The sequence below is a fragment of the Wolbachia endosymbiont (group A) of Oxytorus armatus genome (assembly GCF_964027005.1).
In the GTDB taxonomy this organism is placed as follows: domain Bacteria; phylum Pseudomonadota; class Alphaproteobacteria; order Rickettsiales; family Anaplasmataceae; genus Wolbachia; species Wolbachia pipientis.
Window position 1 is genome coordinate 126,420 of the sequence record NZ_OZ034719.1, and the last position, 15,624, is coordinate 142,043.

Consider the following 15,624-nt stretch of genomic DNA (forward strand, 5'->3'; position numbering starts at 1 on the left):
AATAATGAACAAATATGCAATCTTATAAGTTTTTAGAGGAAGTATTATATAGGGTAAAGAATATCGAAAATACGCTAAAAGTACTAAACCAAAGCCAATTGAATATAGAGGACAAAGTTGAACAAATGAGTCTTCTAGAAGAAATCAGACATGAAATTATCTCTCATGACGCAATAAAGGAATCATTAGCAGATGCTCTTGGTAACAAAAAAAGTGCAAATACTCAGCAGCTAAAGTTAATAGAGAGAATACATAAAAGCAACAGTGCTGTTCCTATTGATTTAGTAAAGTCTTTATCCAAAGCTAAGGTTGAATGCCAAAATTTATGGAAGCTATCTCATTCTGAAACCAGTAACTTAGAAAAACTAAAAGAACGTTTTACTGATTTAATCACACTCATTCGCGAAGTAGCTTCTATAAAATCGCAGCAATTAAAATGCTCAAAATACGACTCACTGCTTGCTGACTATGACTCTGATATCACAGAAAAGAATATAAGGGAAGTATTCCCCAAGGTAGGCAAATTTTTTAGCGAAAATGTAGATAAAATAATTGAAAAGCAGAAAAAGGATAAGGTTACTAATATACAAAAAGTTGCTACTCAGAAACAGATTGAACTTGGCTCATTATGTTTACAGCAAATGGGTATTGCACTAAATGAGATTCGTACTTCTTATTACTACCCTATAGATTATGATGAATCTGATTTTTGTTATGGTTTATTTTCACTTTTACGGCATAGTGGTTATGCAATTTATCAAAAATGTTTAGCGCAAAATTCTATAAGTAGTCCAATTACGAGACATGTTATGTATGAAACTCAAGGGTTATTCATGGAAAGGATGATTGGAACATCCAGAGAATTTATTGAGTTTATTCAACCACACATAAAAGAGAAATTTGCTATAAAAGGCAAAACTAACGAGAAAGTTAGCAGTGTTGAAAATTTGTACTTGATTTTCAATGAAATAAACCTTTCTTCTTTTTTAAAAAATGCAGATGAATTTAGTCTGTTAGCTCATATTATGTTGAGAACTAGGTTAGAACAAGATATAATAAATGGTACATTGGAAGTCAAAGACCTGCATGATGCGTGGCTGGAAGGTATGAAGCACTATAAAATTCCAGTAAAAGCTGAAAATGAGCTAAACACTTATTTTCAAGATGAATATTGGGCAAGCGGTGTTATGGGCTACTTTCCTATAAAAATTATTGCTTTAATTGCTGCTGTGCAGATTTTCTCTTGCGTTAAAAAGAATCATTACGAATCATTAAGTGCTATAATAAAAGGAGATTTTAGTTTACTTATCAGTTGGTTGTCTCAAAATATATACAGTGCAAAGTGTGGCCTGGAACTGCTAAAAAAAGTAACAGGTAAGGGTTTAGACGTTGAGTGTGTTACTTACTACTTATCTGAAAAGTATAATTTGTCTTAATAAATGGTTTTCTTGAGTTATGTATGAATTTTGTTCGAAAATTAACCGGAAAGTTTTATAGCCTTTTCACTTTCAAAGGTTTATTCGCTAGCGATATTGCTATAGATCTTGGCACTGCAAACACTTTAGTTTATCAGAAAAATCAGGGAATAGTGCTTGATGAGCCTTCAGTTGTAGCAAGAATAAAAGAAAAAGGAAGCTATGTTCCTTATGCTTTTGGTAAAAAAGCTAAAATGATGCTTGGAAAAACGCCTGGAGAGATAGAGGCGATAAGGCCCTTAAAAGATGGAGTCATTGCTGATTTTAAAAGTGCGGAAGAAATGCTAAAATATTTCATACGCAGTGCAAACACAAAATTCACTGTTAATAAACCTAATATTATCATATGCGTTCCATCTGGATCCACGCCAGTTGAAAGGCGTGCTATACAAGATGCAGCAGAAAGTGCTGGTGCAAATGAAGTATTTTTAATTGAAGAACCAATGGCTGCAGCAATCGGAGCTGGGCTCCCGGTTACCGAACCTGAAGGTTCTATGATTGTTGATATAGGAGGCGGTACAACTGAAGTTGCAATTATTTCTTTAGGTGGAATTGTTTATTCACGTTCTGCCAGAGTAGGTGGCGATATTATGGATGAGGCAATAAAGTCATATATTCGTGAAAATCATAAATTATTAATCGGTGAAACAACCGCTGAGAAAATTAAGAAAAGCATAGGTTCAGCCAGTCTGCCAGGTGAAAATAACAAAGAGGGAATGATAATTAAGGGCAGGGATTTAGTGAGTGGCATGCCAAAAGAAATGCTTTTATCAGAATACCAAGTTGCAGAGAGTTTAATAGAGCCTGTACATCAGATAATTTCTGCTATTAAGACTGCGCTGGAGAGCACTCCACCTGAACTTTCTTCTGATATAGTCGATAGAGGAATAGTTTTATCCGGTGGTGGTGGATTATTACGTAATCTAGGTAAAGTTATCAGTGAAACAACAAAATTACCGGTTCGTGTTGCAGATGACCCACTTTGTTGTGTTGCCTTAGGTAGTGGAAAAGTGCTTGAAAACATGGATTATTTTGGCCATGTTTTATTCAAGCAAGATTAAATTATTTTTGAAGGTAGTTTATCGAATTGTTTTGATGGAATTATGTAATATAAATGAGATCCCAGTGTCATGCACCAAGTAATTTGAAGGCAACTTCTAGCAGAAAAGGGTGTCATCCGAGTAGCTAACACTGGGATCCAGGAAACTTGATTACAAATAAATATGCTGTTTTAATGAATTTGTGTAATAGAAGCTAGATTCCAGTGTCAGCTACTTTCATGACATCATCTACTATGTAAATTGACCCCAAATCAAAACGTTTGCACAGTTGTATGTTGGAATGACACAAGATTTGCGTTTATAAATTAAGGCGATTATGCTAAAAGAATTTGAAATTGAACCTCTGCTAAAAGATAAAGCTCCGCACCAGACCAAGGCTATTGTTGCAATGTCCGGGGGAGTTGATAGCTCGGTTGCTGCAGCACTGCTACATAACCTTGGGTACCAGGTGATAGGTGTGACTCTTCAACTCTATGGCACTGATGGCAATGCTAACGCAAGAAAGGGTGCATGCTGCGCTGGACAGGATATTTATGACGCTAAGCGTGTAGCTGAAAGTGTTGGCTTTCCTCACTATATTTTAAACTATGAGGAAATATTCAAAAAGGAAGTAATAGAGGATTTTGCGAGTACCTATATGCGTGGGGAAACTCCCATACCATGCGTGAGATGTAACCAAACGGTAAAATTTCGTGATCTATTGCAAGTTACAAAAAATCTTGGTGCGGATGTGCTCGTAACAGGACATTACGTGAGAAGGTTAGAAAAAAATGGTGAGGTAAAGTTGTGTAGAAGCATTGATAAGAGTAAAGATCAAAGCTATTTTCTGTTTGCTACAACAAAGGAGCAGTTAAAGCTTTTGCGATTTCCACTAGGTGGGTTCTATAAAAGTGATATAAGAAAATTAGCAAAGTATTTTAGCTTACAAATTTCTGAAAAGCCGGACAGTCAAGATATATGCTTTGTTTCCGAAAGCTATAGTAAAACAATAGCTAAATTAGCTCCACAATCTGTACAGAAAGGTAAAATAGTGGATGTTAATGGAAAAGTGCTAGGCGAGCACAGTGGCATAGTAAATTTTACAGTGGGGCAAAGAAAGGGCTTGGGTATCGCACACAATGAACCTCTTTATGTGATAAAAATTAATACAGAGAATAATGAGGTTATAGTAGGCCCGATCAACGCATTAATGCAAAAAAAAATATTGATCAAAGAGTTAAATTGGTTAGAACAACCAAAGGAAGGTATGGAAGTAACTGTGAAGCTGAGATCATCACATGCGGGAAGTTTAGCAACAATACATTCAACTGACGAAAAAAATAAAGCCTGTGTCATTTTAAACGACGATTACTTTGGCATCAGTCCAGGTCAAGCCTGTGTAGCGTATAAAGATGAGCAAGTTATCGGCGGTGGATGGATATGCTCTTAACTAAAAGCTTTAATGCAGAGTGTAAACATACAATAGACTTCTTGCATAACCATATAACATTGGGAATAGAAACAAAAAAACTTGCTTGACAAACTCCGCCAGCCCCCTTATCATGAAACTGAAGCTATTTATTTATCTTCTCTGTACAGATTAAATGACAAAAAAACTCACGTATCTGGCGTCTCATGTTTAATTTTTTGCACTATGTGCACTCTATGTCTTTATCAAATTTCTGGGTTTTTACCTACACAAGCTGAAATACACTTATAAAGCATTTAAAACATTAAAAAACGCCAACTTAAAAAATGGATAGTGAATAACTAGCTACCCTAGGGTTTCTTTTGCCTTTTTTTCTGTTTAGTAAATTTCTTAACGTTTATAATTTAGATTAGTTGCGGCTTAAAAGCAGCTAAATCGCGGTTATTAAGTGTTTAGAATAAAAAAACGCCATACTTGAAAGTATAATGTAAGTAATTAGCCAACCACGGGGCTTCTTTTGCCTTTTTTTTTATTTGGTAAATTTCTTAATGTTTGTAGCTAAACGACAACCGTCATCCCGCTGCGTGTTAGCGGAATCTCTTGTTAGCGCTGCGGCGGTATGATGGTTCGCGGTGGCATGACGATAAGCCTTGTCATCCCGCTACGTGTTAGCGGGATCTATGTTGAGAGATACCGCGAATGAATCGCGGTATGACGGTGTAGATAGTATCCCGCTGCGTGTTAGCGGGATCTCTTGTTAGTGCCGCGGCGGTATAGCTATACCTTTTTCTACTTAGTTTGGGTTATGCAAGAAGTCTAATAACATTTATTGCTATTTTGCCATGTATCCCTTATACTATAAAGTAGAACATTATAGGTTTCAGCAATGATAAAAGAAATTGAAGAACTAATAAAAATTGTTGGTAAGGGTAATTTATTAGAGACGTTATTTATTTTTTTAGGTAGCTTTCAACACGCTGACTTAGATCGTTTTATAGATCACAGAAATCACATAGGTCTGTCTGCATTCATACAGAAGCAAGATGAACAATTAGATTACTATTTTAACTTAAAATTTAGTCTACAAGGGCTGTTTTTAATTTATGCTCTAGCTTATCGAATTCTAAGTGAAAACAATAACCTCAATACTAAAGATGTCATAGATAAAATATATGAAGTTATTAAAGGATCTGAGTTAAATGAATATATAAATGAAGTAGTAGATGGAAGAAAATTAGATTTACTTAACATCTTAGCAAATCCAAAGAGAGAACCAATATTTAAAACAGAAGAAGATTTTAAAAATAAAGTACTCATTGGTCTTAGAAAGTTACTAAGTGAAGGAAATACATTAAACAAATATGACAGAGAATTTGCATTAAATAAGTGCGTTATCAGCAGCTATTATTCCATTCATGACATAAAAGCAGATAAAGATATAGCATTGTTCTTTTCTTTGGGTGGTCACTATAAAGAACTTTCGTCATCTAACAAAACAGTAAAAAGAGAAGTATTAGAGATATGTGAGAATCAGTTAATAGAGAGCTATATAATGTTCTTAGCTGGCAAACTACACATGATCGGATTATCAAGTAGAGATAAATATACAATCGACCATGAGAATGTGGATCGGCAAGAGAAAGCATTGAAAATGGATGGATTAATATATCCTATAAATACAAAAAACACCCTAGAGCAACTGTTAAAAAACCAAAATAGTGATGAATTTGAACAATTAATAACGAGCCCTGATAATATATACTACTCAGTGCTGCAAGAAGAGAATGAATGTAGGCCAAATCCTATCACCAGCAAGAAAAAAGAAAAAGACCATAAAAACACAGTCTGTAAACTTATTTTAGGTATGTTTGTATTATCTGTTGGGTTATATGTTGCTGATTATTTCTTTATGGAGCAAAAATTATTTAATCCAATAAAAGGTGTCCTACCACAGGATAATTTTGCTAATCTAGTAATTGCTGCAGTGCTTACTATCGTAATAGTATATGCTTTATTTCAATTATCACAGGAACCACCACTTTCAACAGTCAATAAGATGACGAATGAAAATTTAGGACAGCCCGTGCAAAATAAGTTTAGAATTACATAAATGTAGCAACTTAAAAGCATATATTGTATAATGCTTATTCTTAAGTTAAGAGGTAATTTATGGATTTAAGTAAAATAACAGCAGGACCAAATGCGGTGAATGTGGTAATTGAAATAAGTGCGAATGCTGAGCCTGTAAAGTATGAATTTAATAAAGAGTTTAGGTTGTTACAAGTTGACAGATTTTTATCTACCTCAATGACTTATCCTTGCAATTATGGGTTTGTACCAAATACCTGCGCAGGTGATGGTGATCCTGTGGATGTTTTGGTGCTAACTCAGTTTTCCTTAGCATCTAGTGTTTTAATATCGGTGCGTCCGATAGGCGCATTACTCACTAAAGATGAAAAAGGAGAAGATGAGAAAATATTAGCTGTGCCTGTTTCCAGTGTTGATAGCTATTATGACAATATAAAGGACTATTCTGACTTATCTAAAAGCCTACTAGATAAAATTACTCATTTCTTTTCTCATTATAAAGATCTAGAAAAGGGAAAAACGGTAGCAGTTGGAGAATGGGTTGGTGTGGAAGAAGCAAAGAAAATCATTGAAAAAAGCAGAAATTAGTTTTTATTGATTTATAGCTAAAGTGGCTTAGGTTTGCCCACAATTTGAAAAACAACAAATTCGTCATTCCGCTACTCGTTAGCGGAATCTATACCGCGCACAACCGTACGAACATTGCAATATGGCACATAGTAAACGATGTCATCCCAGTGCGTGACACTGGGATGACAAGAAAGGGAGCACTGGAATTTTTGTTTCAGCATTAGCCATGCATCTGAACAGATACAAATATTGCAATTAAAAGCATTAGACAGGTGGTAGAGGTCTTGGTATTATATAATCTTTAGGTTCTAAATTTGGAAGGGTGGCCGAGCGGCTGAAGGCGGCGGTTTGCTAAACCGTTATACGACCCAAAAGTCGTATCGAGGGTTCGAATCCCTCTCCTTCCGTATACTGTTTTTAGCACGGTTTAAATTCGCTATATTAGCATGTTTTTAGCCTATTTACCAGCGTACCTGATTTTGTTGCAATGGTTTTTATTTCCATTGTCACTGAGATCACTATTAAAAAGTTGGCTAGCATTGACTCAGTATTTATTATAGAATTGGTTATTAACTAAACAACTTTACTTGTATGTATAAAATACTAATTTTACTGTTGATAGTGTTGCCACTTAGGTTGCTTGCAACCGAGATTGAAATTGTTGCAGATGTAAATGGTGAACCAATTTCAAATTTAGATATCGAAAAACGCATCAACTTTATAAATTCATTGTTTGGCACTCAAAGTGTTAATCAAAAAGAAGCAAAGCCTCAAATTCTTAGGGAGCTAATAGACGAAATTATCATTATCAATGAAGCACAGAGGCTGAATATAAAATTGAGCAACGAGGAGTTAGATAATGCTATTATGTTATTTTTAACCCAAAGTTTTAAACTTAAGGCTAATGAAGTTGATCAATACATAGAGAAGCATAATATAGATCTTGGTATTTTAAGAAAACAAATAAAATGTCAGTTACTGTGGAGCAAAATTATTGAAGTAAGAATTGTGCCATTTATTAATATAAGCGATAAAGAAGTAGATGATGTAAAAAGGCAAACAGAAAAGCCGGATTATCTTATCACGTTCCAAGAGTTTATAATTCCTGATCAAAAAGACAAGGACGTTTATGGTATAGCTGAAGATTTAGTAAAAAAATTACGCAACAGTAATAACCCAGAATCTCCAATAAAGATGCGTAAAGCAACAGTTAATTTAAGTCAGCTAAAAGGAAAACTCAAGAGCGTTTTAGAAGGATTAGAAACCAGCGACATAGCAGGTCCATTCAGTTTCAGTGAAGGTTACTCCGTTATAAAAGTAATAGATAAAGTACAACTTAATCATGCACTGCTGGAAAGCACTTTAAAATTAAAACAGATTGTGGTTGAAGGTTCAGAAAGTTTATTAGATAATCTCAAGGAGCAAAAAGTTAATTGTTTAAATTTTGATAAATTAGCAGATAATTTTAAGCTGCCAAACGCAAAAGAATTTGAAATAAAAATGCGAGATTTAAATCCTGATTTACAGATTTTATTTAGTAAAACAAGTGTGAATGAAATAGTAGAATTGAGAGAAAATGGCACTGCAAAGTTGATGATGTTGTGTGATATCAAGAGTAATGTAGCGGGTATAGAAGCAATCAAACAGAAAATGTACCAACAAAAGATTATGATACAAAGCAACTTGTTATTAGATGATATGCGTAAAAATGCAGCTATCAGTTATCGGTATAGTTGAAGTCAGAGAGTGTCCTTGTCTCTGTCTTTGTGTATAGAACTATATAAATTACTTTGTTCTATAAAATTTCAAAAAATTTGAACAAATGTAGTTAAAATAGCACATGAAGAATATAATGCTAATTGGTGGTGGAGTTGGAAATGCAGTGTTATTTTCGATAGGGAAGGCATGTCTTGAAAATAATAACAAGGTTTTGTACTTCGCTGGCTATAAGAAGTTAAGTGATGTATTTAAACGAGCACTGATAGAGCGTGCATCAAATGCAGTAGTTTGGGCATGTGAAGAAGGATTGATAGAAACAAGCAGAGATCAAGATAAATCCTTTCATGGTAATATAGTTGATGCAATAGTCTCTTATCAACAAGGAAGATTAGGTATTAATTTGAACGTTATAGATAAAATTATCACTATTGGTTCTGATAAAATGATGAAAGCTGTGAATGAAGCTAGAAAAACAATTTTAAAGCCATATCTAAAGTTAAGTCATATAGCAATATCGTCAGTTAATTCTCCTATGCAGTGTATGATGAAAGAAATCTGCGCTCAGTGTGTGCAGCAGCATATAAATGCGAAAACAGGAGAAAGGAGTTTTGTTTATAGCTGCAGTAATCAAGACCAGGATATGGAATTTATTGACTTTGATTTTTTAAGTGAGCGCTTGAAGCAAAATAGTTTACAAGAAAAACTTACTGCGAAATGGATAGATCATGTTCAAAGATATTAAACAGCACAAAAAGGAAATAAGAGAGCAATATAGAGCTATAAGAAAAGATATTGATGAAAGTTATTCCAGTTATGCGGTAAATTCCCTTATTAATCTCTTTAATCAGAACTTAAGCTACGTTAAAGGCAAAACAATAGCAGCTTACATTCCAATGGATGAGGAAATAGATGTTGTGCCTTTGATGCATAGTTTACTCGATTTAGATTATAAAGTAGCAATTCCTAATAAAAATAAGTTACTAAAATTTGAGGAATGGAACGAAACAAATGAAGATGTAATTCCCGACACAATCATTACTCCTGTTGTTGCTTTTGATGATCATTTTAATAGATTAGGTTTTGGCGGTGGTTGGTATGATACAATGATAAAAAAATTACGGCCGCTTGGAAAAATATTTATAGGTGTAGCCTATGAGAAACAATATTGTAAAGATTTACCTGTAGAAAAACATGATCAAAAATTGGATATTATAATCACTGAGATGTGTGTTAGATGTGGAAGTGGATTGCTCAAAAAAGTGGATAAAAAAGAATAGATCTCTACCTTTCCCATTCCCTCCCTCTCCAAGCCATCAGAGGGTTTTGGTTTCTCCTGTACTCGCTTGTTCAGAACTTGGACTATCTAATTGAGGAACTGGTGACTTCATTTGGTTAACTTTATCATTAACCATTTTTTCTACCTCCTCTATTTTACCCTCACCAATGGCCATAATTTTAGATTGAAATTTCTCCATAAGTTCCTCAAGTGCTTCCTTATCACTTTCATAAGTACTAGTACCTTTTTCTCTAAGCTTTTTCATGTCATCTTCTGAAAAATTTTGAATAGTTCCATTCTTTACTAACTCTTGTATAGCAGATCGCTGCCCTTCATTTTGAAGCATGCCTATGACCTTTGCTTTACTCTGGGCGTTTTTTATTTTTTCACCTTCTTCGGACATATTATAGCCTATAATCTCTTGAGCCAAACTGTTGTATAATTTACTAAAGTTATCTTTTTTTGGCCCAACCTCAGGCAATTTATCCCCTAAATTTTTAGATAAACTTTTCACTGCTTTTCCTGCATCAATCGCACCTTCTTTTATTTTTTCCCCTGCCTTTCCTATACCTATTCCTACATAACGTGCTCCAATAGCCACAAGCGCTATTAATGTAGCAAGCACAATAAGCGGAGAAAATGCTGCTCCTAATACCATTACGGCAGAAGCTATTCCAATTTTTTTATTTGCAGAGGCTGATTTAAAATAATTGACTAGATTATCCAGTGGACCTTTATTATTATTTATAACATTACTTATTGCTTGTTGGTTAACAGATTTTAACGCCTCTTCTATTATTTTTGAGTTAACATTTTCAGAAGTTAAACCTTCAAGCGCTTCTTCAATGAATTTTATAAATAATTCTTTGTTGACCTCCTTTTGCAAGCCTTGGTCATTAATCGCTAAACCTAAATCTTTGAGGTTCATCCCTTTAACTTGTTCTGATAGGGTTGTAAATAACTCTTTTTTCCCCTCTTGTGAGGATTGTGCAATACTTTCTATTATATCTGAAATAGCTTTTCTTAGTTCTGGATAGTCAGTGTCAAAAAACATACTATTGCTAGATTCCATATTCAGCTTCGTTGATTATAAATATGCCTAATTATACATACTAATCATTAATTATATTATAATTGATATAACACACCCCTTTCCAAATATAGAATTTGTATTAAAATATCTAGATTATATGAAATCAAGGTACTTTATGGGTGAAAAAAAATTAAAAGCTGCTGTGGTCTTATCAGGGTGTGGTCACCTTGACGGTGTAGAGGTAAGAGAAGCGGTTTTAAGTTTGCTTGTGCTTGATCAGCAGGAAGTGGATGTTAAATGCTTTGCACCTGATATCAATATCACACAAGTTATGAATCATAGAACAAAAGAGGCAACAAAAGAAAAAAGGAATGTACTTGTGGAAGCAGCAAGAATCGCAAGAGGCGAAATATATGACTTAAAAGAAGCCAAAGCTGAAAATTTTGACATGCTAGTTGTACCTGGTGGATACGGGGTTGCGAAAAATTTATCTGACTTAGCTGAAAGTAAAGACATGGTGACAGTAATGCCTGAATTTGAAAGATTAGTTTCAGAATTTTTTGTTACAAAAAAGCCAATAGGAGCGATATGCATATCTCCAGCCATCATTGTTTCAATTTTAAGTAGCAAGATAGGTAAAGAAGAAAGTAAGGTTAAGGTAACTATAGGAGATGACAGAGAACAGTTGATAGAAAGGCTTGGCGGCGAGCACATAAAATGCGATACAGAGTTATCAATAGAAGACGAAGAACATAATGTATTTTCCTGTTCTGCTTATATGCGTAGCGACGAAAGTACATACTCTGTATATCAAGGGATAAAGCATATGATTGACAGCATGGTAAAAAAGATTAACAAAAAAACTAAACAGCCATTCCTCTAAGATATAGTAATTTAGACTTCCTTACACAATTAACTGTTGAATTTTACATTCTTAGCTGTATTATAGCTAAAGTGCTCTAGGTTTACTGACTATAACGGTATGGCGTAGGGCTTTAGCTCTTTTTTTATAAACGTAAGGTGTTTTATATGTCAGACCTTTTCTATATTGAAACTACGTGTTGTGTGGACGGTCAGTGTGATGTCTATACAGGGGAAGTGAGTTTTAATGATGTCATGTTAGGCAAGTTCAGTCTAAATTCGTGCAGCGGGAAAGAAGCTATGATAAATCTAGACATTATTACATTCGATATTAATATCGCTATTGATGGTCAAAATGGCAAGACAATAAAAAAAGACCTTAAAGGTCTTGAATTTGTAACTAAAGATGATGGTTCTTGGTATATTAATAAGGATTTTGGTGATGATAAATTTGAAGTTGTAGTAAAGCAATCATAATTTTACATCTCAGGTGTAACATTTAGTATAGGCGCTATTCTATTTATAATGTTCTTTACTATAGGCGCAGCAATTATTCCCCCGGTATGGTGCATCCCTTGAGGCTCATCAATAGCAATTAGCACTATGTACCTTGGGTCAAGCATAGTTAGCACTCCTATAAATGATGCTATGTTTGCATCTTTGCTATATTTACCATCTACAACTTTTTCCGCCGATCCAGTTTTTCCTCCTATTGAATATGCCTTTATTTTTGCTTTTCTGCCAGTGCCATCTGTTACTGCTGCACGTAATAATTTTCTCATTTCCCTGGAAGTTCTTCTTGAGATAATTTGCTCTCCTATACTTCTTTTATTCAACATCAAGGTTGCGTTATGAAATATCCCATTGTTGATTAATGCTGCTGCAGTTTGTGCAAGATGTATAGGAGTTACAGCTATGCCATAACCATAAGATGCTGTTATTAAAGTGTTTTCACTCCATTTATCCGGGATTATCGGTGTAGATTTTTCTGGTATTTCTATTTTCAAAGGAGAAAATAGCTTCATAGCTTTAAAGTATTCTACCTGTTTTTCAATACCTAGTTTGACTGCAATTTTTGCTGCACCAATGTTGGATGATTTTACAAATATATCTTGCACAGTAATTTTTGGAATTTTAGATTTATGAAAATCCTGAATTTTATACTTTCCAATGGTGATTGGTGTTGATACGTCATATAAATCGCTAGTTTTTGTAGCGTTCGCATCAAGCGCTGCGGCTATTGTAAAGTATTTTAATACCGACCCCATCTCATATACCCCAAGACTGGCGCGATTAAACTTTTGTACGTCTTCTGCCTTATTCTGTGAGTTGGGATTAAAATCAGGTAGGCTGACCATCGAGATAACTTCACTATTTCTCACATTTAAAACAATTCCTACTCCGCCAAGTGCCTGATATCTGCTTACAGCTTTAGTTAGCTCTTCATGCACTATGCTTTGCACTCGTGTATCTAAGGATAGTATTATGGGCTTTTCTTGCTCATTATTTTTACTTATATATGCCTCAACTCCTGCAATACCGTTGCCATCTATGTCAGTGTAACCAAGCACGTGTGAAAATAAATTACTGTGAGGATATATACGCTTTATGTCGTCATAAAAATTTACTCCTGGTACACCAGCGTTTTTGATCGCTAGTAATTCTTTTGGAGTCAAGTGCCGCTTTATCCAAGCAAATTTCTTTTCTGAAGTAAGTACTCTATATAAGTTCTTGTATTCGAGGTCATGCAAAGTAGAACACAGTTGTGCTGCTATACTTTCCGGATTCTTTACTTTGGTTGCATCTATATATAGTGATGTTGTGGGCACATTTGTTGCTATTACCACTCCATTTCTATCTAAAATATCAGGTTGTTTATGTACTATATTATCTTTTCTAAAATTTTCTGAAGTAGTAGGTTGATCAAATGTTAAAGAGAATATGCGAAAAATAATTATTATATAAAATATAAATAATGGTACTATAAAACACAGTGAGCGGAGCTTATTTTTAAGTAATGCTTGCATATTTACTTGATTTGACAAAAATGGAAATCATCTTAGCTGAACCACGAGGTTTTTGTGCCGGGGTAAAAAGAGCTGTGGACATATTAGCTATTACTTTAGAAAAATACAAAAACGAGCGCCAAGTTTATGTGCTACACGAAATTGTTCACAATAAATATATAGTAGAGGACTTTAAGAAACAAGGAGTGGTTTTTGTAAGCAGTATCGAGGAAATTGAAGATAATGAAGGAATACTGATCTTCAGCGCGCACGGAGTATCAAAAAATATAGAAGATGAGGCAAAAAGAAAGGGTATTCAAGTGATTGATGCAACATGTCCTTTAGTCAACAAAGTGCATAAAGAAGCAAAAAGGTATGAAAACAGTGGTAAAGAATTAATTCTCATTGGGCATGAAAACCATCCAGAAGTTAAGGGAATTAGGGGAAGAGTAAACAATCCTATCACTTTAGTGCAAACTTTGCAGGATGTATATGATTTAAAGGTTAAAGATCCAGATAATTTGTCTTATGTTACACAAACTACGTTAAGCATCGACGATACCCGTGACATTATTGCTGCCTTGAAATTAAGGTTTCCAGGCATAACAGGTCCAGATTTAAAGGACATATGCTATGCAACGCAAAACAGACAAAATGCTGTTAAAAAGCTAGCTGAAATTGTAGACATGGTATTAGTTGTAGGAAGTAAAAATAGCTCAAATTCAAACCGCTTATTAGATCTGTGCACTGCCAGAGGAAAAAGAGCCTACTTGATTGATAATTACAGCTGTGTGAATAAAAGCTGGTTTCAGGGCGTAGAAAAGATAGGAATCACCGCAGGTGCTTCCGCTCCTGACATATTAGTTGATGAATTAATAGACTACCTAAAAGTAAACCTGAGTGTAAAAATTTCAGTTATGCCAGGTGGTATTATTGAAAGTGTTCAGTTTAAAATACCGAATCTGGTTTAAAACACAACTTATCTACTAAGCTTCTCTTGAAATCACACAAACCAGCATCTATAGCTAAGACGTCACACCGCGATTCATTAGACTTCTTGCATAACCATATAACAAACTTTTATTGGGAATAGAAACGAAAAAACTTACTTGACACCCTTCGCCAGCGCCCTTATCATGATAGTGAAGCTATTGTATTTGCTTTCGCCAATCTGCAGATTAAAAGGTAAGGATTACTTAATGTATCGGCGTCTTATGTTCAATTTTTTGCAGTATATAGATACTGTATGTCTTTACAAAACTTCATCTACATCTAGATTTTTATCTAAATAAGCTGAACGCGCTTATAAAGCGTTACAAGACATCAAAAAATGCCAATACTCGACAGAGATAGTAAAAGACTAGCTAACTCGGGGATTCTTTGTCTTTTTTTCTGCTTAGTAAATTTCTTAAACATTTGTAGCGTAAGTTAGTTGCAATTAAAAGCAGCTGAATTTCGCTTGTCAAGCGTTTAAAACATAAAAAACGCCAATATTTTAAAGCGGATAATAACCCCAGGGCTTCTTTTGCCTTTTTTTTCGTTTGGTAAATTTCTTAAATATTTACGGCTAATATGAAGCTAAGTACGAACTTTGTTAAACACAACAAATGGTGTCATTCCAGTCTGGAATCCAGGAAAAAGAATGGTGTCATCCCAGTGCCCAAACACTGGGATCCAGTTTTCTTTACAAATTCACCAAAAGTGTTTCATTCTATAACATAAAACCCATACTCACCAAATCCAATGCATTACTTGCAATTAAGTTTCCTGGATCCCAGTGTCTGGGCACTGGGATAACAAAGGAGGACGTTATTCCAGTGCCAAGCACTGACCATTTCTGGTCTCTTAAATTGCAACTAATCTAAGTATTAAAAATTTTACCAAGCGAAAAAAAAGGCAAAAAAAGCCCGATGGTTGGCTAGTTACTTACATTATACTTTCAAGTATGGCGTTTTTTTATTCTAAACGCTTAATAACCGTGACTCAGCCGCTTTTAAGCCGCAACTAATCTAAATTATAAACGTTAAGAAATTTACTAAACAGAAAAAAAGGCAAAGAAACCCTAGGGTAGCTAATTATTCACTATCCATTTTTTAAGTTGGCGTTTTTTGATGTTTTAAATAGCGT

15 protein-coding genes and 1 tRNA gene are annotated in these 15,624 nt (G+C 34.5%); 14 read left to right on the forward strand and 2 right to left on the reverse strand.

Annotated features, from left to right (window positions below):
* Positions 1-14 precede the first annotated feature (14 nt).
* From AAGD79_RS00700 to AAGD79_RS00745, 10 genes are all read left to right on the forward strand, one after another.
* A complete protein-coding gene (locus AAGD79_RS00700; RefSeq protein WP_010963135.1) occupies positions 15-1,436 on the forward strand; it encodes a carboxypeptidase in 1,422 nt (473 codons plus the stop codon).
* Positions 1,437-1,459: 23 nt separating this feature from the next.
* The gene (locus tag AAGD79_RS00705) at positions 1,460-2,536 is read left to right on the forward strand and encodes a rod shape-determining protein (RefSeq protein ID WP_007548791.1); all 1,077 of its coding nucleotides are present in this window, start codon (positions 1,460-1,462) and stop codon (positions 2,534-2,536) included.
* A 316-nt stretch (positions 2,537-2,852) separates the two neighbouring features.
* Positions 2,853-3,965 carry a tRNA 2-thiouridine(34) synthase MnmA gene (mnmA, locus tag AAGD79_RS00710; protein ID WP_265043597.1) on the forward strand — a complete coding sequence of 371 codons (1,113 nt, stop codon included), beginning with the start codon at positions 2,853-2,855 and terminating at the stop codon, positions 3,963-3,965.
* An 865-nt stretch (positions 3,966-4,830) separates the two neighbouring features.
* Entirely contained in the window at positions 4,831-6,054 is a 1,224-nt protein-coding gene (locus AAGD79_RS00715) for a hypothetical protein (RefSeq protein ID WP_341811413.1), read from the forward strand.
* A 59-nt stretch (positions 6,055-6,113) separates the two neighbouring features.
* On the forward strand, positions 6,114-6,620 hold the full coding sequence (ppa, locus tag AAGD79_RS00720; RefSeq protein ID WP_341811414.1) for an inorganic diphosphatase: 507 nt from the start codon (positions 6,114-6,116) through the stop codon (positions 6,618-6,620).
* Positions 6,621-6,664: 44 nt separating this feature from the next.
* Positions 6,665-6,826, forward strand: coding sequence for a hypothetical protein (locus AAGD79_RS00725; protein WP_265043602.1), 162 nt, complete (start codon positions 6,665-6,667; stop codon positions 6,824-6,826).
* 92 nt (positions 6,827-6,918) lie between these two features.
* A tRNA-Ser gene (locus AAGD79_RS00730) sits at positions 6,919-7,009 on the forward strand.
* 184 nt (positions 7,010-7,193) lie between these two features.
* Positions 7,194-8,339, forward strand: coding sequence for a SurA N-terminal domain-containing protein (locus AAGD79_RS00735; protein ID WP_264723798.1), 1,146 nt, complete (start codon positions 7,194-7,196; stop codon positions 8,337-8,339).
* 103 nt (positions 8,340-8,442) lie between these two features.
* Positions 8,443-9,063 (forward strand): oxidoreductase, encoded by a 621-nt coding sequence (locus tag AAGD79_RS00740; RefSeq protein ID WP_341811415.1) that lies wholly within the window; start codon positions 8,443-8,445, stop codon positions 9,061-9,063.
* Positions 9,047-9,598, forward strand: coding sequence for a 5-formyltetrahydrofolate cyclo-ligase (locus AAGD79_RS00745; protein WP_341811416.1), 552 nt, complete (start codon positions 9,047-9,049; stop codon positions 9,596-9,598). The genes AAGD79_RS00740 and AAGD79_RS00745 overlap by 17 nt, the downstream gene beginning before the upstream one ends.
* A 36-nt stretch (positions 9,599-9,634) precedes the next feature.
* Here AAGD79_RS00745 and AAGD79_RS00750 read toward each other — a convergent pair whose 3' ends face one another.
* Positions 9,635-10,669: a hypothetical protein gene (locus tag AAGD79_RS00750; RefSeq protein ID WP_341811417.1), complete on the reverse strand. Its 1,035-nt coding sequence runs from the start codon at positions 10,667-10,669 to the stop codon at positions 9,635-9,637.
* A 136-nt stretch (positions 10,670-10,805) separates the two neighbouring features.
* Here AAGD79_RS00750 and elbB point away from each other — a divergent pair, with 136 nt between their 5' ends.
* Entirely contained in the window at positions 10,806-11,513 is a 708-nt protein-coding gene (gene elbB, locus AAGD79_RS00755) for an isoprenoid biosynthesis glyoxalase ElbB (protein ID WP_039963711.1), read from the forward strand.
* Positions 11,514-11,659: 146 nt separating this feature from the next.
* Positions 11,660-11,968, forward strand: coding sequence for a hypothetical protein (locus AAGD79_RS00760; protein WP_010081942.1), 309 nt, complete (start codon positions 11,660-11,662; stop codon positions 11,966-11,968).
* 2 nt (positions 11,969-11,970) lie between these two features.
* On the opposite strand, the gene AAGD79_RS00765 is transcribed toward AAGD79_RS00760, so the two are convergent.
* On the reverse strand, positions 11,971-13,518 hold the full coding sequence (locus AAGD79_RS00765; protein ID WP_341811418.1) for a penicillin-binding protein 2: 1,548 nt from the start codon (positions 13,516-13,518) through the stop codon (positions 11,971-11,973).
* A gap of 20 nt (positions 13,519-13,538) precedes the next feature.
* Between AAGD79_RS00765 and ispH the strand changes: the two genes are divergently transcribed.
* Together ispH and AAGD79_RS00775 are read left to right on the forward strand one after the other, a co-directional pair.
* Positions 13,539-14,468 carry a 4-hydroxy-3-methylbut-2-enyl diphosphate reductase gene (gene ispH, locus AAGD79_RS00770; RefSeq protein WP_341811625.1) on the forward strand — a complete coding sequence of 310 codons (930 nt, stop codon included), beginning with the start codon at positions 13,539-13,541 and terminating at the stop codon, positions 14,466-14,468.
* Between the two features lie 636 nt (positions 14,469-15,104).
* Entirely contained in the window at positions 15,105-15,362 is a 258-nt protein-coding gene (locus AAGD79_RS00775; protein ID WP_065095159.1) for a hypothetical protein, read from the forward strand.
* Positions 15,363-15,624: the final 262 nt, after the last annotated feature.

What these genes read in the sequence shown, in the direction of transcription:
- AAGD79_RS00700 (WP_010963135.1), top strand. Translation starts at nt 15, where the DNA reads ATGCAATCTTATAAGTTTTTAGAGGAAGTATTATATAGGGTAAAGAAT.
- AAGD79_RS00705 (WP_007548791.1), top strand. Translation starts at nt 1,460, where the DNA reads ATGAATTTTGTTCGAAAATTAACCGGAAAGTTTTATAGCCTTTTCACT.
- mnmA (WP_265043597.1), top strand. Translation starts at nt 2,853, where the DNA reads ATGCTAAAAGAATTTGAAATTGAACCTCTGCTAAAAGATAAAGCTCCG.
- AAGD79_RS00715 (WP_341811413.1), top strand. Translation starts at nt 4,831, where the DNA reads ATGATAAAAGAAATTGAAGAACTAATAAAAATTGTTGGTAAGGGTAAT.
- ppa (WP_341811414.1), top strand. Translation starts at nt 6,114, where the DNA reads ATGGATTTAAGTAAAATAACAGCAGGACCAAATGCGGTGAATGTGGTA.
- AAGD79_RS00735 (WP_264723798.1), top strand. Translation starts at nt 7,194, where the DNA reads ATGTATAAAATACTAATTTTACTGTTGATAGTGTTGCCACTTAGGTTG.
- AAGD79_RS00740 (WP_341811415.1), top strand. Translation starts at nt 8,443, where the DNA reads ATGAAGAATATAATGCTAATTGGTGGTGGAGTTGGAAATGCAGTGTTA.
- AAGD79_RS00745 (WP_341811416.1), top strand. Translation starts at nt 9,047, where the DNA reads ATGTTCAAAGATATTAAACAGCACAAAAAGGAAATAAGAGAGCAATAT.
- AAGD79_RS00750 (WP_341811417.1), bottom strand. Translation starts at nt 10,669, where the DNA reads ATGGAATCTAGCAATAGTATGTTTTTTGACACTGACTATCCAGAACTA.
- elbB (WP_039963711.1), top strand. Translation starts at nt 10,806, where the DNA reads ATGGGTGAAAAAAAATTAAAAGCTGCTGTGGTCTTATCAGGGTGTGGT.
- AAGD79_RS00760 (WP_010081942.1), top strand. Translation starts at nt 11,660, where the DNA reads ATGTCAGACCTTTTCTATATTGAAACTACGTGTTGTGTGGACGGTCAG.
- AAGD79_RS00765 (WP_341811418.1), bottom strand. Translation starts at nt 13,518, where the DNA reads ATGCAAGCATTACTTAAAAATAAGCTCCGCTCACTGTGTTTTATAGTA.
- ispH (WP_341811625.1), top strand. Translation starts at nt 13,539, where the DNA reads ATGGAAATCATCTTAGCTGAACCACGAGGTTTTTGTGCCGGGGTAAAA.
- AAGD79_RS00775 (WP_065095159.1), top strand. Translation starts at nt 15,105, where the DNA reads ATGGTGTCATTCCAGTCTGGAATCCAGGAAAAAGAATGGTGTCATCCC.